Origin of the sequence: Bradyrhizobium dasycarpum, from assembly GCF_042019905.1 — a bacterium.
Classification (GTDB): Bacteria; Pseudomonadota; Alphaproteobacteria; order Rhizobiales; family Xanthobacteraceae; genus Bradyrhizobium; species Bradyrhizobium japonicum_B.
Map to the genome: position 1 here is coordinate 3,441,873 of NZ_CP169574.1, position 17,119 is coordinate 3,458,991.

Here is a 17,119-nt window from a genome sequence, read left to right on the forward strand (position 1 = left end):
TGGCCTGTGGAGAAAAAGGCAGCAAAAGCGTAGGACTTCATGTCGCATCGCTCCGCCCTTCCCCGAGCACCCATACGAGGCCGCCGTCCGGCTGCAAGACAGGCCCGATCGACAAGATGTATGCCGGCTGGATGAAGGACGGCGAATAGCGCAAGGCAAAAGCCTACGCCGATCTCGATCTGGCCCGGGCCGTCAAGCAGCTGAAGGAGATCCAGCCGACAAGCTCGCCAACGAGGAGACGTCCACCGCTGCCGTCAGGACCGTCGACGCCAGCCAGACGAACGCCCCATGGACCGACGACACGGAATTGTCGAGAGCACGTTCATCGCTTCTGCAACACGGTCGAGAGCGCCGAACCGTCGTTCAGGATCGAAAAGATCTCCCGGGCGGACAGGTGCGCTGCGGCCTCTTCGAAAGTATCGCTCGCATCGATCCTGGCACAGCCGACCGCCAGGTTCGCGTCGACCGTGGCGGGCGTGGCGGCGCGAGGAGGCGTCAGTTGCGCGAGATGGAAGGCCAGGAGCGCGGCGTCGTAACGCAGTTCCACCAATGCTGGCTTGATCCCTACGTCCGCCGACGCGCTCAATTCGTTCGCTCGCCGCAGGACCGGAGGCGGCTCTCGTTCTTCCGGGGTGGCGAACAATTTGCCGAGCGCGGGTCTGGCGGTCAGCGCCCCCATGGGAACGGCGAATAGCAGTCCTACGATGACCGGCGACATCCAGAGCAGAAGCGGCAGCGAAACCGCGTACGCGCTTGCCGCCATCACGACGCCGCACAAGGTTGGAACGCCGTATTTCCGATACAGCTCGCGGCGCTCCACGGTGCCGTCGTCGCGCCTTTGGGTCTGCCAGCCCGCATCGCGACCGGCCAGGATCTCGACGACAGCGACAGACTGAAAGATCATCATCACCGGCGCCATCAGCGCGGAGACGACGATCTCTGCGAGAACTCCGGCGGTGGCACGCAATGCGCCGCCGAATTGGCGCCCCACCAAGCGGCGCATCCAGAGCAGGACCAGACTGAGCAGCTTCGGCAAAAGCAACAGACCCATGGTGGCGACGAACACCCAGACGGCGAGCACGGGATCCTGAGCGGGCCAAGTCGGAAACAACGAGAAGCCCTTCGGGAAATACTCCGGTCGCACGAAGCGGGCCTGCAGCGAGATCAGCATCCCGAGCAGCAGGAACAGCAGCCATAGCGGCGCCGTCAGATATGCCCCTATACCCACCACGAAATGCAGGCGCGACACCCAATGCAGGCCCCGCGCCGGCACGACAGCGAGATGCTGAAGATTGCCCTGACACCAGCGTCGGTCGCGCGCCGCGAAATCAAGCAGCGAGGGCGGCACCTCTTCGTAGCTTCCACCGAGCGTCGGCAGCATGTAGATGCCCCACCCGGCGCGCCGCATCAGCGCAGCCTCCACGAAATCGTGGCTCAGGATGTGGCCGCCGAACGGCTTGCGGCCGCGCAGCTGCGGCAGCGCGGCCGCTTCCGCGAACGCCTTCACCCGGATGATCGCGTTGTGGCCCCAGTAATTGCCTTCGGAGCCGTGCCACCAGGCGACGCCGGCGGCGATCATCGGTCCGTACAGGCGGCCGGCGAATTGCTGGACGCGGCTGAACAGGCTTCGCGCGTTGACGACCATGGGGAGCGTCTGGACGAGCCCGGCGCTCGGATTCTTTTCCATGGCATGGACCAGTCGGACGATGGTCTGCCCGCTCATGAGACTATCGGCGTCGAGCACGATCATGAAGTCGTAGATGCCGCCGAACCGTGTGACCCATTCGGAAATGTTGCCGGCTTTCCGGGCCGTATTGTCGGCGCGGTGCCGGTAGTACAGCCGTGTTTCGACGACCTGCCGCAATGCGAGGAGCGCCTTTTCTTCGGCGACCCAGATGTCCGGATCGGTGCTATCGCTGAGAACGTACCAGTCGAACAATTCCCCGTGCGAGGTCGCCTCCAAGGACTCGATGATCGCACGAAGCCGCGCCGTCAATCGGTGCGGATCTTCGTTGTAGGTGGGAAGCAGCATGGCGGTGCGGCTTGCGATCGCAGGCAGTTCCGCGTCCGGCGCGAAGGGGCCCCGACGATCGGCCAGCAACACAAAGAAGCCGGCCAGCGCGGAGGCGAATGAGAAGGCGACCCAGGCGAGCAAGACCAGGAATAGCACCAGCACCATGGCTTCAAGGACGGTGACGCCCCCGACCTCCAGCACGCGATACATCTCATAGCCGCCCGCCCCCGTGAGCGCCGCCGTCGCGAGAAGGATCAGGCCGCGCCGCCAAGCCATCGTGGAGGCGACCGGCGCAGGGACACGGTCCGGCACCCCTTTGTTTCCGAGATCGCCAGGAGCCATCGGAAGGGGGGCTTCCCGCGGCAGCAGGCGTTGGGTCGCGATATCGCCGGCAATCGGACGCGGTGCCGTGCTCAGGGTGCCCATCGGTAGACCCAGACTTCAGACAAGGGCTTGTCGCCTTGGGCCAAGAACGCCCGCAGCTCGATGGGCTCTCCCTTCACCTGGCACTGAAAACTCAGCCGCCAGCCACCGGTGTAAGGATTGGGCTGCGTGACGATGTTCTTCACCTCGGACTTCTCCGCCGCGACGATGCCCTTGACGCCCGCAGGATCGACGCCCTTCAGGTTGTCGCCGATCAGATCGAGCACGAAGAGGCGCGCGTCCTCGCCCCTCGCCCCTATCCCGCTTCGCGTGAATCTGGCGAGGGAATGCGGCTTCGGGCTGTCGGGGCCCCAGTGCAGTCGGTAGGTGTAGTTGTGTTCGCCCTTGGCCTGGAGCGGGTTCTTAGGCCGCCAGAATGCGGCGATGTTGTCGTGGACCTCCTCCTTGGTCGGGATTTCGATCAGCGCGACCCCGCCCTCGCCCCAGTCCCCGATCGGCTCCATCCACAGACTGGGCCGTCGCTCGAAGCTGGATTCGATGTCCTGATAGGCAGAGAAGTTCCTCTCCCGCTGCATCAGGCCGAAGCCGCGCGGATTGAGATCCTGGAAGGTGCTGATCTGGAGGTCGCGGGGATTGCTGAGCGGCCGCCACAGGCTTTCGCTCTTCCCGTTGAAGATCGCGAGGCCGTCGGAATCATGCACGGACGGACGAAAATCGTCGATTTCGTTGCGGTCGTTCGGGCCGTAGAAGAACATGCTGGTCATGGGCGCGAGCCCGGCCCGCGGCATCTCGACGCGCGGGTAGACCGACATCTCGACGTCGAAAACCGTCGTGTCGCCGGGGCGCAGGGTGAATCGATAGCTCGCCGCGCAACTCTTGCTGTCGAGCAGGGCATGGATCACCAGCGAGGTCGCACCAGGCGCCGGCCTCTCGAGCCAGAAGGCCTTGAAGAGCGGAAATTCCTCACCCTTGGCTTCGCCCGTATCGATCGAAAGCCCCCGGGCGGAAAGCCCATACGTCTGCCCTTTGGCCACGGCGCGGAAATAGCTCGCGCCCAGGAAGACGCAGACCTCGTCGTAATAGTCGGGACGGTTCATCGGCGCATGGATACGGAAGCCTGCAAAGCCGATGTCGTTGTCCTCGAACGCCGGGACTTTCTCGCCGAAGGAGAAGTCCGCCTTGCGGTACTTGAACTCGGATGCCTTTCCGTCCGCGACCTCGAAGATGTTCACCCTGTTCCTGTAGAAGAAGCCGCGGTGGAAGAACTGCGCTTCGAACGGAAGATTCTTGCCGCGCCAGAGCGCCCGCTCGGGCAGAAAGCGGATCGAGCGATACTGATCGTAGTCCAGGTCCTTCAATCCGCTCGGAAGCTTCTCGTCCGGCGCTTCGTACGGCTTCCCCGCCAGCATACGGGCCAAGTCCCTCACCGTAGAGGGCCCAAACGCGACGTCCGAGGGGGCCGCAAAACCGCCGCCCGAACCGAGCAGCAACGCCGGCAGCATTGCCGACCCTTGAACAAGCTGGCGTCGGTTCACATGCTCTCCTTGTCGCAAAAGCTGCCGCCGCCAAGCAACGACCGCCGCGCGCGCGAGTTCCATCGCCCGGCCATCATTGACGCGATCGGTGACAAGGACGGACTGCATTCGTCGACCGGCGGCCGCAAGGCTCCGAGAACCGGCCAATCCGCTGCCGCACGGCAATTCAGCGGTCTTCACCGGCAAGAACGGGCAATATGAGGCATCCGCTCCGGTTCCGGCTTCGCCCTCTCCCTGGCTCAATCGCCGTCCGATCGGCGAGGATGCCGATCGCCGGCAGCGCCGGCGGCGCGATCGGCGTGATCCCTGCCGATCATTGCGCGCGCCACGCTCTCCTCCAACAGGATGAGGCGAGGCACGCCCCACTGTGCTATGCTCCGGCCGAAACCAGCACCGGAGTCCCCCATGCCCACCAGCGTCAAGCAAATGCTCGAAGCCGCCAACGCGGCGGTGCCCAAGATCACGTCCGACCAGGCCGCCGAGATGATCAAGGCCGGCAACACCCTCGTCCTCGACGTGCGGGATGCGCCGGAGGTCGCCGCCAGCGGCAAGATCGAGGGCGCGGTGCATGTCTCGCGGGGGATGCTGGAGTTTCGGGCGGACCCGGAATCGCCCTATCACGACAAGGCGTTCGACAAGAGCAAGACCGTGATCCTGTACTGCGCCTCCGGCGGCCGGTCGGCGCTGGCCGGCAAGGTGCTGAAGGATATGGGCTACGAGAAGGTCTATAACGTCGGCGGCTTCAAGGACTGGACCGGGGCCGTCGAGAAATAGCCAGACAAGAGGCACGATCCCCGATCGTTGGGGCGGCCCGTTTCGGCCCGTCGATCGGCGCGCTTTATCCCGGCTGCAACAATCAGCCCTCGTTGGCGTTGTTCCGGAGCACACAGCGAGGCGCGCCATGACCAAGCCTACCGCAAGGGATGCCGAACTGACCCCCGACGACTTCCCGCTCGAAGCCGACAAGGACAAGCTCAGGACCCACAAGGGCGAGCCGGTGGCCTCGGCCGAGTCGGAGCAGATTGCCGATGAATTGGCCGAACGGCTCAACGAGCACGCGCACCGGGAAGAGCAGGACCGCTGGTCGGCCTGAAGCGCGAGGCATAGGAACGGAGCTGCGTCCCCAGACATTGGCCCGCGCTGGGATTGTTCGATTCCGGCAAATGGCGGCCTCGGCTCGAAGTCCCCAGCCCCCTGGCCAGCGCCGAGGCCGCCTGACCCGAGGCACAGGAGCGAACATGAAGATATTTGTTGTCGCAGCCCTCATTGCGGTTCTCGCGCAGGCTTCGGCATTCGCGCAAGGCGGCGCGGGCGCGTCCAGAACCGGATCGGGCATCAATTCGACAGGCACCGGCGGCACGACCGGAGCAGGTGCGTCGAGCCTGAACACGTCGTCGGACAACAACAGCGGCGGCGCGAGCGCACCGGCAAGATCCACCACCGAGCAGCCGAGCGCGAACGACCCGCGGCGGACGCAAGGCGGCCAGCAGGCCGTGCCAGGCTCCGGCTCGACGGGCGTGAAGAGCAAATAGTCAGCGGCGAACCACGAGCCGCTCCATCCTCGCGGCGGCGCAATCGGCCGGAGCGGATCAGGCGGAACGCGGCGTGGAGCCGGACTGTCCGTTCGGCTCGTTCAGCAGCCTGCCAGTGATGCTGTTGACGAAGTGCAGCGACATGCAGGCCGGGCACCTCACCGGGACATAGCTGTCCGCCGGCGCGCGCCCCTCGGGCCGCTCGTCGTCGATCCGTTGCTGGACGTTCATGCCGGTGCGCGGGCATCTGAAGAGAATCTGGCGCTGCATGTTTCCTTCATGCGCCCGAATCCGCGCCGGCGAAATTGCGGACGATTCCCTACGGGCCTTTCCCAGGTTTGCGATGGGTCAATGCGCAGGGCCCGCCAACTCCTATTCTTTGCATGGTATCGGGCGCGCTGTCGCTCCGGTGCCGTACGAAGCGGAGCCCGGACTCCTAGGCACTCCGGGCACCGCTTCGCAAGACAGGGTGCAAGCGTCCGCGATCAGGGAGCCGGCTCCGCAAGGGGAGGCTTCGCCGGCAGGTTCGATGGAACGAAGGTCGGTACCGCGGGTTGGATGGCCCAGCCGTTCAATGGCCCAGCCCTGGACAGATCATGCAATCGGCCTCGGTTGCCCGTTGGAAATGCTCCTCGGAAACCGGGGCTGATTGATTTCGCCCGGCCGGCCCGCCACCAGCTCCGCCGCCGGCAACAGACATTCCATCGGGACCGCCTCGCTCAGGGGAAGCAGCCATGATGTCCGCGAAGCTCGACGATCTCTCTACGGCCGTGCGCTACGCGCTCGAGGACAACGCGCGCGACCACGATCTGCCCGTTCCACGGCGAGGTGATCATCCGCGTCGGCGACGACGCCGCCGAGAGCCATGCCTACGAACGTGCCAAACGAATCCTGAAGAGCGACGGGACGCCCTTCGAGGCGGACGCCCTCAGGGAAGAAATCGGCCAGCAACTCGCGGTCGCCGCGGACGGGCGATGCCCGAAATGCGATCGGGCCGGCCCGGCCGGCTAGGGCGCGCTGCCTCCGCCGGTCAGAAAGCCGCGCGCCTGGAGGCCTTCTTGCTCGGCCGGGTGGACACAAGGCTCCGCGGCCGCCCGATCAAATATCCCTGCATCTCGTCGCAGCCTTCCTGCATCAGCAGCGACATCTGTTCCTCCGTCTCGATGCCTTCGGCGAGGACCGGCACCCCAAGCCCATGGGCGAGGCCGATCACGGCCCGGACGATGGCGAGCGAGCGATCGCTCTGGCCGAGCGAGGCGACGAAGGAGCGGTCGATCTTGATGCGGTCCAACGGAAACGCTTCGAGATATGACAGCGACGAATATCCCGTTCCGAAATCGTCGAGGGCGATCAGGATGCCGAGCGCCTTGAGCGACTGCATCGTCCTCTTGGCGCGCGGCATGTCCTCGATCAGGACGCCTTCGGTGATTTCGAGCTCGAGGCGCGCGGCCGGAAGCCCGCTGTCGCGCAGCGACCGGCGGACCTGCCGGTCGAGGTTTTCCCGGCGGAACTGCGCCGCCGAGACATTGACGGCCACCCGCAGCGGCTGATCCCACGACGCCGCTTCCCTGCACGCCTCCATCAGGACCCAATCGTCGATCTGCGCGATCGAGCCGCTTCGCTCCGCGATCGGAATGAACTCGCCCGGCAGGATAATTCCGCGCACCGGATGCCGCCAGCGCACGAGCGCCTCGTAGCCCATCAGCGTGCCATCGCGATGCTGCTGCGGCTGGTACTCCAGATAGAGCTCGCCCCGCTCCACGGCGACCTGCAAGTCGTGCTCGAGCTCACGGCGGTCCCGCAACTGCTGGTCCATCGCGCTGGTGAACAGGCGGACGGCTCCCCGGCCCTCGTGCTTGGCGCGATAGAGCGCGGCATCCGCGTTGGCCAGCAGCGCAACGGAATCGCCGGCATCTCTCGGATACAGCGCGACCCCGACGCAGAGATCGATCTTCAGGGCATGGCCGTCAACCTCGATCGGCTGCTCGAACTGCGCCCGCATCCTGGTGGCGAGCAGCTCCGCCGTTGCCGGCAGCGGTGCTTCATCGATGATGCCGATGAATTCGTCGCCTCCGACGCGCGCCACGTAGGACCTTTGCGAAACCTCCTGCAGACGTCGTGCGGCCTCGCGCAGCACGGCGTCGCCGACGGCGTGACCGAAGCGGTCGTTGATCGCCTTGAAGTGGTCGAGATCGATGCAGAGCACTGCGAAGGCGCTATCGGTGATCTCAGCGCGCTCGATCGCGGCGGAGAGATGCTGGCCCAAGGCGGCCCTGTTGGGCAGCTCCGTGAGCGCGTCGTGACCGGCGAGATAGCTCACCCTTTGCTGTGCCCTGTTCCGTTCCGTCACGTCGAAGCCGACGCAGACATGGGCGGGTCGCCCGTCATAGACCAGCGGCCGGGATTCGATCACGACCTCGATCACCTCGCCGTCGGCCGTCCTGTGCAACTCGCAGTCGCGTTCGGCTGTCGCCTGCTGCTCCGCATGGGCGAGCTGATGCTCGGACATGGCGAGGAGATCCTGGCGGGAATAGCCGTAGTGCCTGCACATCGCACCATTTACGGCGATGAACCGGTGCGTCTTCGCATCGACCACCCACATCGGAAGCGGATTCTCTTCGAACAGCAGGCGGAAGGAGGCTTCCGCTTCTGCCAGCGCCCTCTCGGTGCGATGGCGCTCCGTGATATCCTCGTGGGTTGCGACCCAGCCCTTCCCCATCGGGCGATGCCGGATCCGCACGATCCTGCCGTTGGTCAGCTCCACGGTCGTATCGGAGTTCTCGGCGATCACCGGAGTGCTATTGCGCCAGACCAGATAATCCTGCTTGGGCATCTTCGGGGCGCTACCGGCCGAATAGCGCAGATCGACGATCTCATTCAGCTTCATGCCCGGCCGGACCAGTTTCGGGTCGAGATCGTAGACCTCGACGTACTGCCGGTTGCAGACGATCAGGCGCTGATCGGCATCGAAGAAGCAGAGCCCCTGGGACATGTTGTTGAGCGCCCGGTCGAAGCGCTCCGCAAACGCGGTCGCGGTCTGCTCAGCCGCCCGGGCGCGATCGCCTTTCTCGGACAGCCGTGCATGGGTCTCGACCAGCTCCACGAAGGAGCGGAAATTGGTGTTGATCATCCGGGCGAGCAGGACGAGCAGCGCCAGCAGATTGATCCCGACCGAGATCAGCATCCTATCGCCGGACAGCAGCAGGAGTGTCGCGATCGGTGCGCCGGCTATCAGCATCGTCAGCCGGGACGACGGCGGGAAGCTGCCGAGGCAGTAGGCAGTCCCGACGCAGCCCATGAAGAGCAGCAGGGAGACCGACACGCGCAGGCCGGGATCGACCACCATGAACAGCGCCAGGATCCAGATCACGAAGCTGGAGCTGATCACGACCGTGGCGAGACGGACCCTTACGAGCTCCCGGTAAGCCTCCTCGGCGCTGAAATCCTCCTTCTTCAGCCGCAGCCACTGCGTCAGCCGAAACAGACAGGCCGCCAGGAGCGCGGCTGGCAATGCAAATCGCAGCCATGTCGAGACCGTGTCCGGCAGGAGCAGCCCTACGCTGATGCTGTTGACCAGAAGCGCGGCGTAGAGAACCGGCACCTGCTTGCGGAGCACGCGGAACTGCTCGACGAGCAGCGAACGACCGAGCGGATCGGTCGTGTCACCAATCGCGAAAGCGTCACGGAGCCGCGCGAAGAAACCCATTGAGATTGTCCCAGCCACGTCAAACGCTAGGACAGAGGGGCGAAGGACCCGTAAAGGCGTGTGGTGTCTTTGACCTTAACGCAACTGCCGCAAATCGCCGGAGAAAGGAACCGTTGCAGTTCCCAGCCGGGAACAGCCCTCTGATGATTGCTCTGGCTCTCGCCGATCAAGGTGCAGCCATTAATCGAAGCGGCGTCTCCTTGGATCGAAGGCGTATCTCACTTCAATATTGCGTTCTTCGTCGCGCGAAGAAAGTCGTTCGACAGCTTGGGACGTTCACCGCGCGGGCGAGCACGAGAGCGCCGACCAGGGCGGCGGTCGCGACGATCGCACGGTCGTCGCGCTGCCGGTCGGCCCGCCGGACGCCGCGTTCGCGCGCGGACGGCGGATGAATGTCTTCATGGTGCTGCTGTTCGGCTTGCTGAGTGGCAAGATCATTCGCAAGGCCAAAGGCTGGCGCTGCATATTCGTTCCTGTTCGTGCATCCCGACGGCGGGCAACTCGCCGAGATCGGCGCGCGTCTCGCGGCCGAGCGCATCCGGCCGGTGATCGACAAGGTCTTTCCGTTCGACCAGGCAAGACAGGCGCTTGCCTATCTCGAAAAGGGACGAGCCAAGGGAAAGGTCGTGGTGCAGATGAGGTGACCGCGACCCTCACCCCGCGACCCGCCACAGCCTCCATCGCTCCGGCACGCCCTTGAGCCGGTGCACGCCGTGATCCCTCAGGCTGATCGCAGGCTGCGTCTTCATCAATTCCCTGACCGCGCTCGACACCAGCACCTCGCCGGGGCGCGCCTTCGCCGCGACGCGGGTGCAGATGTGAAAGGCGAGGCCGACCATCTCGCCGCCGCTGATGGTGTATTCGCCGGCGTGCAAGCCGATCCGGATCTCGAGGCCCAGCGTGCGCATGGCTCTCTGGATAGCGCTCGCGCACGCGATGCCGGCGTCCGGCTTCCTGAATGTGGCCAGCACGCCGTCGCCCGTCGTCACGACTTCCTTGCCGCCGCACGTCTTCAGCTCCTTGCGGACTGCGGCGTAATAATGGCCCATGATCTTGGTCCAGCGCGCATCGCCGAGCTTCGCGGCTTTTGCGGTCGAGCCGACGATGTCGACGATCAGGATCGTGGCCCGCGCCTGCTTGAGCTCGGCACTGCGCTCGGCCGATCGGCGCCGGGGCGCAATCGGCCCAGTCAGCGGCTCATAGCGATGATTGCGGCGCCGGGCGATCGCGGCCTTTGCGTAGTCCTGGGCGCGCTGCGCCGTGCCGCAGCGAACGGTCTTCTCCTGCGGCACCCGCGCCCAATAGACCCTTCGCCCATCGCCCGCACCATGAACCTCCACGGCGCCCCACTTCAGGAACACCGACGCGCCAACCCGCCGGACGCACCACGCCTTCGACGTGTACCCCGATACGTTCGACTGATGGACTCCGATGCGAAGAAATTTGGGCATGTGCGCAGCTGATCGCGGGGACCATGGGCTGGTCGCGGTGAAGCGTAGTTGCACACTTCCGCGTTTGCAACAGATGAGCCTTGGCCCGGAATCCCGCCTCCGGCCCGGGGCGTCCATCGCCCGGCCATGGCCGCCTCAGCCGTGATACGCAAACAGCTCGATCGGATCGCTGAAGCCGCGCACCTCGTGCTTGCCGACGTGCTCCAGCTCGAATTTCGGCTGCACCAGCTCTGCAAAATCGCGCGACAGGAGCACCTTCCGTCCCAATTGCTTGGTCAGCGCTTCGAGGCGCGAGGCCATGTTGACGGCGGGGCCGATCACGGTGAAGTCGAGCCGGCTGGCCGATCCGATATTGCCGTACATGACGTCGCCGACGTGAACGCCGATGCCGTAGTTCAGCGGCGCGCGGCCGGTCGCGTTGTTCCGCTCGTTCAGGGCGACCATGGCCTGACGGGCCTCAGTGACGGCATGGAGCAGGTTTGCGCAGGCGTTGGGATCCTGAAGCGGAAAGATGGCGAGCAGGCCGTCGCCGATGAATTTCAGGATCTCGCCGCCGTGCCGCGCGATCGGCTCCGACATCGCGTCGAAATAATCGTTGAGCAGGTCGATGACGTCGTCGCGCGGCCAATTGTCGGAAATCTTGGTGAAATCCCTGAGGTCGCAGATCATGATCGCGGCGCGCACCGTCGTGCCGGTGCCGCGCCTTGTGGCGCCGGCCAGGATGAGCTCGCCGGCATGGGCGCCGACATAGGTCTCCAGCAGGGTGCGCGCCAGGCGGTTCTTGATGCGGATCTCGCTGACCAGCGCCAGCACCGGCAGAAGCTTTTTGAGGGCGACGATATGCGCGGGATCAAAACCGCCTCGCCGGCCGGTCGCGAAGGTGACGATGTGCCGCTTGCCCAGCGTGTGGTACAGCGGCCAGGCGACGTAGTCGGTCAAGCCGCTGGCCCGCATCTCGTCATAGAGAGCGTGCTTGCGGCCGAGCGAGGGATCGCGCTCGAGATTCTCGCGCAGCTCGTCCGCTCCCTCATGGATCTCGTTGGCAGGACTTCCGATATATTCGGACCGCTCGCGAACGTCGTAATCGACCCGCGCGATCTCGGCCCCTTTCATCCCGTCGGCCCAAATCATGCGGGCGCCCAGCCATTGCGGATGATTGATCTGGACGTGAAGCGTCGCCCGCTTGAGCGGAATGCCGGCCTGCTGCAGCCGGATGCACATCTGCGCGAAAATATCGTCGATGAAGCGCTCGTCGCGCGTGCCGCTGGTCAGCCAGTCGATGACACCGTCGGCTTGCGTCGGGGCATTGTTGGTCGGTGCGTTCATGTCCTGCCCCTTACAGCTGTGGCCTGCATCGGGGCAGATATCGTGCCCCGGCTTCGCCGCGTCAACCTGGCCAGTTGCATGGATTGTGCGCAGCGGGCCTTCGGGGCCGATGCCGCCTAGCCGAGAAGCCGGACCGAACCCAGCACCGCCAGGCCGGCCACGAGCGCGAGCGTCGATGCCTCGGTCAAATCAACCCTGAGCGTGCCGGTGCCGGGGATGGCGAAGTCCTCACCATCGAGGCGAACGCGGCAATCGCCGCGCGCGGCGTAGACCAGATGCGTGCCGGCGGCAAGCTGCCGCGTGCCCGGCTCCATGAGCGCCACGAGCTCGATCTCCGCCGCGCCGCGCCGGGCCATCAGGTTCACGACCTCGACCGGACCTTCGTCGAGTACGGTCACGATCTCCATCTCGCCGGTGAAGCGCACCGTCGTAAAAGGTTCACGCTCGTCGAACTCCTGCGTCGGCGACTTCAGCACCAGCCCGCGCCCATTGACGACCATCTGCAGCCGGTCGATGCCGGGCATATGCGAGAACGGACCGGGCGCCACGATCGGCGTGCTCGCAAAGCGCCACAGCAGGCTGCTCCAATCCTTCGTCGCCGCCTCGGTGCGCCAGGCGCCCGCAATGTCGGTGAAGATGCCGCCGCCGTTCTTCCACGGCGAGCGGGTGTAGTCTTCGGGTGTAAGCAGCGTGGTCTTCATGGGAGAGCCTCGAGGTGATGAGGGGACGGAGCGTGTTCGCGTGCCTCGAGCAGCGGCTCGACCGCCTTGCGCACGACGTCCAGATGCGTGAAGAGCGAAACGTGGCCGCCGTCGGGGAGCGCCAGCAGCTTCGCCCGAGGAACGGCCCGGCAGACGTTCTCGGCATGCGCGAACGGCACGACATTATCGGCGCGGCCGTGCACGACCAGAGTTGGCGCCGAGATCGATCCCGCCGGCAGCTGATCCTGCGCGGCAAACTGCGCGATGTCGTTGACGGTCCCCGGCAGCCGGGCGGACAGATGCTCGAACACACTCGACTGCAAGGCGCGCAGGAGCGGACCGGCCTGCGGATGGCGCAGAGTGCGTTCGCGCATGGCGTCATCGGGAATGGCGCGGCGCGCACCGGCCTGCGGATTCCGTTCAGCCCGCCGTTTCAGCAGGCGCGGCAGGCCGGGAAGGCGCGCGAGATGTCGCATCAGGCGCAGGCGCGCTGCTATCTCCGGCGGCGTTCGCAATTGTCCGGTGCAGGCCGATACCAGCACGAGCGAGCGGCAGCGCGAAGGGTGACGAGCTGCGAATTGCAGCGCCGAGGGACCGCCGGCGGAGACCGCGACGACCGCCGCGCTGGCAATCCCGAGCGCGTCGAGCAGCGCTCCATAGACATCAGCCTGTTCGTCGGGTGATGCGCCGAGCGCGAGGCGCGAGCCGAGATAGCCCGGGCGGGACACGGCGACCACCTGCTTGTCTCTGAGCGTCGTGGCGAGGGCGCGCGCCAGCAGCCACGACTGGTCGTGGCCACCCATGCCGCCATGGATGGCCAGGATAGCCGGCCCCTCGCCTGCATTTGCGCATTGGACAGTCCCGCGGGAAGTCTGCACCCAAATCGGAGCAGGCCCCGCGAGAGGCAATACGTCCGGACTTGCGATCATGGCACGGCTTCCGATTGTCTGGATGCGCCGGTCTTGAGGTGACGCAGAAGCGCAGCCGCCTCCATCGGCGGCCGACGCTCGATCCTGCGATAGGCTCGCCCATCGGCCGTGCGGGAAACCAGGCCGTGATCGCACAGCGCGCGGCGGAGCAAGGCATCGTCGGCGAAAGCGTGCTGTCTACTCAACAGCATCTTCACTTCCGCCTCGGCCAGGCTGCACCGCGGCGGGAAGCCGGCCCACAGCACCCAGAGGCTCAGCTGCTGCAGATTGTGGCGGGCCGGCCAACGTAGCAGCCTGCCGTGATCGTCGAAATGGCGCGCCGCGCGTTGCACACGCTTCTGATCGACGGCATCGTGCTGGACCGCGGGACCGCCGCGGTCGTCCACGGGCTTGCCGACCACGTTTGCCCGGAAGTGCTGGTAGTTCTTATGTCCCGTCGCGCGCGCAAGAATGTTGAGCAGCTCGACGTGTCCGGGTGGCGACGTCCGCTGCAAAAGCTGGGCGCGCACGGATTTCGCGAGCGCGGAGATGTCGCCCGCAACAAAGGCAATGGGAGTTCTGGCCATGACCAATCCTCAAAGTGCCGATCCGGATAGGATTGTCGGAGGTCACCGGCTTACGACGCGGCACGAGGTTTGGTGTCGGTTCGATTGAGCCTTGCAGGTTTAGCTTCCCTCGCGGGACGGTGACGCCTGGGTGAACTGCAGACCCACGCAATCCTTACTATAGACGTCCGGCGGGCTCAAGAGCCTGATGTGAAATGCGCGGATGGCACGATTCTCGGACTCGGACGCCGCTATTTCGTCGCCAAGGCTGCCACGGCCCGCCAAGCGGCGTCGGGCGCGGCCGATGCGAGCTGACGGCAGCGGTCGCGCATCAGCTCGGCGGGACGATCGTGGCGGCGCTGTTTCAACACGGCCTCGAAATCGGCCAGCGCAGCGGCGAACCGCCGCGCGCGATAGGCGGCAAGGCCGCGCTCGTAATCCGCGATCCAGCCGATCGCCTCGGCGTCGATGATCTCTCCATCCACCATCCCGATCAGTTCGTGGACCAACAATCCCTCCTCCCGGCCATAGACCGCAATGCTGTCGACCTCACGCGTGATGACGGCGCCGCGCGCCAGGCGTTCGGTCGTCTCGCCGATCAGGATGTGCGTGCCGTAGGCTTTGTTGGCGCCTTCGAGCCGGCTCGCGACATTCACGGCATCGCCGATCACGGTGTAGTTCAGCCGCAGCTCCGAGCCGATATTGCCGACCAGTATGCGGCCCGAATTGATGCCGATCCGGATCTGGAGCGGCTGGCCGAGATCGTCGACCAGACCGGACTCTGCCACGGCCTTGCCGCAGGCGAGCGCCGCGCGGCAGCATCGCGCGGCGTGATCGTCCTGCGGCTGCGGCGCGCCCCAGAATGCCATCACGGCGTCGCCGATGAACTTGTCGATGGTGCCGCCATTGGCGACGATGATCTCCGAGGTGACGTCGAGATAGCGCGACAGCAGCGGCACCACGCGATCGCCGAGCCGCTCCGACAGCCCGGTGAAGCCGGCAATGTCGATGAACATCACGCTGAGCTCCTGGACAGTGCCGCCGGGCCTCGCCTCGACACCCTGGCGCAGCAGGCCGCGGACGAGATCAGCCGGAATGAATTTGCGGAAGGCGGACAGGCCGGACGCCATTTCCGCGATTGCGCCGGACAGGCTCGCGATCTCCTTGAGCCGCGAGGGATGGCGGCGCACTTGCTCCAGCGCGAAGGCTTCGACATGGCGAAGCTCGCCAACGACGCGCGACAGCGGCGCGGCGATGACGGACCGCGCCAGCATCGCCGAGGCCAGCGCCGCGAGCACGGCGCCGATGGCAAGGCCGAGGATCAGGCGGCGCAGCGTCGTCTCGACGGGCCCGAGAAACTCCGCCTCCGGAATCACGGTGGCGAGCGACCAGCCAGGAAACGGCAGCGGCGTCAGCGCGACCTCGTAGGCCGCGCCGCCTGAAATGAGCCGGCTCCGCCACGCCTCCTTGCGGCCGGCCTCCCCTGCCTTGTCGAGCGCTGCGCGCGCCAGCGGCAGCAGCGCCGTGTCGCCGCGCGCCGGATGGAGCTCGTCGGCGTCCCTGTCCGGGGCGGCGACGAGCTCGCCGCTGCCATCGACGATGAACGCAGTCCCCGTGCGCCCGACCTCGAGCTGCGACAGGAAGCGCGCGAGCCTCGTATATTCGATGATGACGGCCAGAACGCCTTGCCGCTCCTGATAGACGTCGATCGGCCCCGCGAACGCGATCGACGGCCGCTCGCCGATCGCGTGCTCCGTCACCCTGAACCAATGCGGTTCGTCCGCGTCGAGCCCGGCCTTGAACCAGGCCTGATCGGCGACGCGGAACGAGGTCGGCTCGAAACGGCGGTTGGCGAACTCGATGTCGCCTGGCACCACGTCATATTCATCGACGCGGCGCTGGCCGGCATGGTCGGTCAGCGAGATCTCCATCATCTCCAGGCGGCGATCGCCGAGCTTGTGCGCGGCGAAGAAGGAGCCGTCGGGCCAGCCGAACGCGACCCAGGAAATCGTCGCCTGCGACTGCAATTGCGAGAGGAACACGAACTCGCGCTTGTCGGCCTCGCGGGTGTCGAGCACGTTCTGCAGGAACAGGGTGCGGATCGCGGTGTGCGCGGCGCGCGCCTCGTCGACGATGGCCGAGACCTCCTTGCGCACCGCGGCCACGATCTGCTCGTTGATGGTCGAGGCGAGTTGTCGGCTGGTCGCCTCCGCCGTGCGCCACCAGAGCAGGCTGGAGAGCGCGGCCGTCAGCAGGATCGCAGCCAGCACCAGCGCCGACACCGCGAGGCGGATGCTGACCGTCAGCCCTGCGATCGCACGAAGCCGTCGTTCGGGATCAACCTTCATCGCCCTCTTCGCCTGCCGGTTCACGCCGAGCCGCTGACCTTGTTCTACGCCGCCGGCGTTCCTCCGTTACGTCTTGCAGGAACGGGCTCCGGCCGCCAATGCGCGGCGGCTACCGTCTCGATAGAGCTAAGGCATTGGCTTTGAGCAGAGGCTTGCCCGCTAATACCGGCCAAGCGCACCGGCGGTGCGCCCGATCCAATCGGTCTCACGGCTTTGTGAGCAGCCTGCAAGTAACGCCGGCTGCGCGCGCAGCGAAGGGGACCACGCGCACATCGCCTGCAAGGCGATGCCATCTCGAACAGGAGAATCTCGATGTCTGCCAAGCATGCCGTCACCTCGCTCGTCCTCGCCGGCGCCATGTCGACCGCGCTCGCGACCCTCGCCGCCGCCGGCCCGCTGACCAAGTCCGAGGCCGACGCTGCCGTCGCCGCCAAGAAAGAGAAGTGTTTCGGCGTTGCGCTGAAGGGCCAGAACGATTGCGCGGCGGGACCGGGCACGACCTGCCAGGGCACCTCGACCGTCGACTACCAGGGCAACGCCTGGAAATTCGTGCAGGGCGGCACCTGCACCAGCATCGAGCTGCCGGGCGGCAAGAAGGGCTCGCTCAAGCCGGTCTAGCGGCCTTCACGACGTCGCCAGCAAGCACGA

The 17,119-nt window shown here is 66.0% G+C and carries 17 protein-coding genes; 7 read left to right on the plus strand and 10 right to left on the minus strand.

Annotated elements, in window-relative coordinates; all coding sequences use genetic code 11:
- Positions 1–322: 322 nt before the first annotated feature.
- Positions 323–2,440: a glucans biosynthesis glucosyltransferase MdoH gene (gene mdoH / locus ACETMP_RS16585; protein ID WP_375161772.1), complete on the minus strand. Its 2,118-nt coding sequence runs from the start codon at positions 2,438–2,440 to the stop codon at positions 323–325.
- Positions 2,428–3,933, minus strand: coding sequence for a glucan biosynthesis protein G (locus ACETMP_RS16590; RefSeq protein ID WP_375161773.1), 1,506 nt, complete (start codon positions 3,931–3,933; stop codon positions 2,428–2,430). Before ACETMP_RS16590 ends, mdoH begins: the two co-directional genes overlap by 13 nt.
- Here ACETMP_RS16590 and ACETMP_RS16595 point away from each other — a divergent pair.
- From ACETMP_RS16595 to ACETMP_RS16610, 4 genes are all read left to right on the plus strand, one after another.
- On the plus strand, positions 3,910–4,134 hold the full coding sequence (locus tag ACETMP_RS16595) for a hypothetical protein (RefSeq protein ID WP_375161774.1): 225 nt from the start codon (positions 3,910–3,912) through the stop codon (positions 4,132–4,134). The two genes, ACETMP_RS16590 and ACETMP_RS16595, sit on opposite strands and share 24 nt — an antisense overlap.
- A 204-nt stretch (positions 4,135–4,338) precedes the next feature.
- Positions 4,339–4,707: a rhodanese-like domain-containing protein gene (locus ACETMP_RS16600; protein WP_375161775.1), complete on the plus strand. Its 369-nt coding sequence runs from the start codon at positions 4,339–4,341 to the stop codon at positions 4,705–4,707.
- Positions 4,708–4,834: 127 nt separating this feature from the next.
- Positions 4,835–5,026 (plus strand): hypothetical protein, encoded by a 192-nt coding sequence (locus ACETMP_RS16605; protein WP_375161776.1) that lies wholly within the window; start codon positions 4,835–4,837, stop codon positions 5,024–5,026.
- 145 nt (positions 5,027–5,171) lie between these two features.
- Positions 5,172–5,465: a hypothetical protein gene (locus ACETMP_RS16610; RefSeq protein ID WP_375161777.1), complete on the plus strand. Its 294-nt coding sequence runs from the start codon at positions 5,172–5,174 to the stop codon at positions 5,463–5,465.
- A gap of 57 nt (positions 5,466–5,522) precedes the next feature.
- On the opposite strand, the gene ACETMP_RS16615 is transcribed toward ACETMP_RS16610, so the two are convergent.
- Positions 5,523–5,735 (minus strand): hypothetical protein, encoded by a 213-nt coding sequence (locus ACETMP_RS16615; RefSeq protein ID WP_375161778.1) that lies wholly within the window; start codon positions 5,733–5,735, stop codon positions 5,523–5,525.
- A gap of 558 nt (positions 5,736–6,293) precedes the next feature.
- Between ACETMP_RS16615 and ACETMP_RS16620 the strand changes: the two genes are divergently transcribed.
- Entirely contained in the window at positions 6,294–6,476 is a 183-nt protein-coding gene (locus tag ACETMP_RS16620; protein WP_375161779.1) for a hypothetical protein, read from the plus strand.
- A 19-nt stretch (positions 6,477–6,495) separates the two neighbouring features.
- On the opposite strand, the gene ACETMP_RS16625 is transcribed toward ACETMP_RS16620, so the two are convergent.
- Positions 6,496–9,171 carry an EAL domain-containing protein gene (locus tag ACETMP_RS16625; protein WP_375161780.1) on the minus strand — a complete coding sequence of 892 codons (2,676 nt, stop codon included), beginning with the start codon at positions 9,169–9,171 and terminating at the stop codon, positions 6,496–6,498.
- Positions 9,172–9,596: 425 nt separating this feature from the next.
- Here ACETMP_RS16625 and ACETMP_RS16630 point away from each other — a divergent pair, with 425 nt between their 5' ends.
- Positions 9,597–9,815: a zinc-binding dehydrogenase gene (locus ACETMP_RS16630; protein ID WP_375161781.1), complete on the plus strand. Its 219-nt coding sequence runs from the start codon at positions 9,597–9,599 to the stop codon at positions 9,813–9,815.
- Positions 9,816–9,824: 9 nt separating this feature from the next.
- Here the strand turns inward: ACETMP_RS16630 and ACETMP_RS16635 are convergent, their stop codons facing one another.
- The 6 genes from ACETMP_RS16635 to ACETMP_RS16660 all read right to left on the minus strand — a co-directional run bounded on the left by ACETMP_RS16635 (position 9,825) and on the right by ACETMP_RS16660 (position 16,471).
- On the minus strand, positions 9,825–10,622 hold the full coding sequence (locus tag ACETMP_RS16635; protein ID WP_375161782.1) for an adenylate/guanylate cyclase domain-containing protein: 798 nt from the start codon (positions 10,620–10,622) through the stop codon (positions 9,825–9,827).
- Between the two features lie 135 nt (positions 10,623–10,757).
- Complete coding sequence (locus tag ACETMP_RS16640) at positions 10,758–11,948, minus strand: adenylate/guanylate cyclase domain-containing protein (protein WP_375161783.1); 1,191 nt, start codon at positions 11,946–11,948, stop codon at positions 10,758–10,760.
- A gap of 116 nt (positions 11,949–12,064) precedes the next feature.
- Positions 12,065–12,649: a HutD family protein gene (locus ACETMP_RS16645; RefSeq protein ID WP_375161784.1), complete on the minus strand. Its 585-nt coding sequence runs from the start codon at positions 12,647–12,649 to the stop codon at positions 12,065–12,067.
- The gene (locus ACETMP_RS16650; RefSeq protein WP_375161785.1) at positions 12,646–13,578 is read right to left on the minus strand and encodes an alpha/beta fold hydrolase; all 933 of its coding nucleotides are present in this window, start codon (positions 13,576–13,578) and stop codon (positions 12,646–12,648) included. Before ACETMP_RS16650 ends, ACETMP_RS16645 begins: the two co-directional genes overlap by 4 nt.
- Positions 13,575–14,144, minus strand: a complete 570-nt coding sequence (locus ACETMP_RS16655) for a DUF2087 domain-containing protein (RefSeq protein WP_375161786.1) — start codon at positions 14,142–14,144, stop codon at positions 13,575–13,577. The genes ACETMP_RS16650 and ACETMP_RS16655 overlap by 4 nt, the downstream gene beginning before the upstream one ends.
- Before the next feature lie 230 nt (positions 14,145–14,374).
- On the minus strand, positions 14,375–16,471 hold the full coding sequence (locus ACETMP_RS16660; RefSeq protein ID WP_375161787.1) for an adenylate/guanylate cyclase domain-containing protein: 2,097 nt from the start codon (positions 16,469–16,471) through the stop codon (positions 14,375–14,377).
- A 312-nt stretch (positions 16,472–16,783) separates the two neighbouring features.
- Here ACETMP_RS16660 and ACETMP_RS16665 point away from each other — a divergent pair, with 312 nt between their 5' ends.
- Positions 16,784–17,089 carry a DUF2282 domain-containing protein gene (locus ACETMP_RS16665; protein ID WP_028134631.1) on the plus strand — a complete coding sequence of 102 codons (306 nt, stop codon included), beginning with the start codon at positions 16,784–16,786 and terminating at the stop codon, positions 17,087–17,089.
- Positions 17,090–17,119 lie beyond the last annotated feature (30 nt).

Excerpts from the sequence above, each read along its gene's own strand:
- mdoH (WP_375161772.1), bottom strand. The coding sequence starts at position 2,440 with ATGGGCACCCTGAGCACGGCACCGCGTCCGATTGCCGGCGATATCGCG.
- ACETMP_RS16600 (WP_375161775.1), top strand. The coding sequence starts at position 4,339 with ATGCCCACCAGCGTCAAGCAAATGCTCGAAGCCGCCAACGCGGCGGTG.
- ACETMP_RS16605 (WP_375161776.1), top strand. The coding sequence starts at position 4,835 with ATGACCAAGCCTACCGCAAGGGATGCCGAACTGACCCCCGACGACTTC.
- ACETMP_RS16610 (WP_375161777.1), top strand. The coding sequence starts at position 5,172 with ATGAAGATATTTGTTGTCGCAGCCCTCATTGCGGTTCTCGCGCAGGCT.
- ACETMP_RS16615 (WP_375161778.1), bottom strand. The coding sequence starts at position 5,735 with ATGCAGCGCCAGATTCTCTTCAGATGCCCGCGCACCGGCATGAACGTC.
- ACETMP_RS16625 (WP_375161780.1), bottom strand. The coding sequence starts at position 9,171 with ATGGGTTTCTTCGCGCGGCTCCGTGACGCTTTCGCGATTGGTGACACG.
- ACETMP_RS16635 (WP_375161782.1), bottom strand. The coding sequence starts at position 10,622 with ATGCCCAAATTTCTTCGCATCGGAGTCCATCAGTCGAACGTATCGGGG.
- ACETMP_RS16640 (WP_375161783.1), bottom strand. The coding sequence starts at position 11,948 with ATGAACGCACCGACCAACAATGCCCCGACGCAAGCCGACGGTGTCATC.
- ACETMP_RS16645 (WP_375161784.1), bottom strand. The coding sequence starts at position 12,649 with ATGAAGACCACGCTGCTTACACCCGAAGACTACACCCGCTCGCCGTGG.
- ACETMP_RS16650 (WP_375161785.1), bottom strand. The coding sequence starts at position 13,578 with ATGATCGCAAGTCCGGACGTATTGCCTCTCGCGGGGCCTGCTCCGATT.
- ACETMP_RS16655 (WP_375161786.1), bottom strand. The coding sequence starts at position 14,144 with ATGGCCAGAACTCCCATTGCCTTTGTTGCGGGCGACATCTCCGCGCTC.
- ACETMP_RS16660 (WP_375161787.1), bottom strand. The coding sequence starts at position 16,471 with ATGAAGGTTGATCCCGAACGACGGCTTCGTGCGATCGCAGGGCTGACG.
- ACETMP_RS16665 (WP_028134631.1), top strand. The coding sequence starts at position 16,784 with ATGTCTGCCAAGCATGCCGTCACCTCGCTCGTCCTCGCCGGCGCCATG.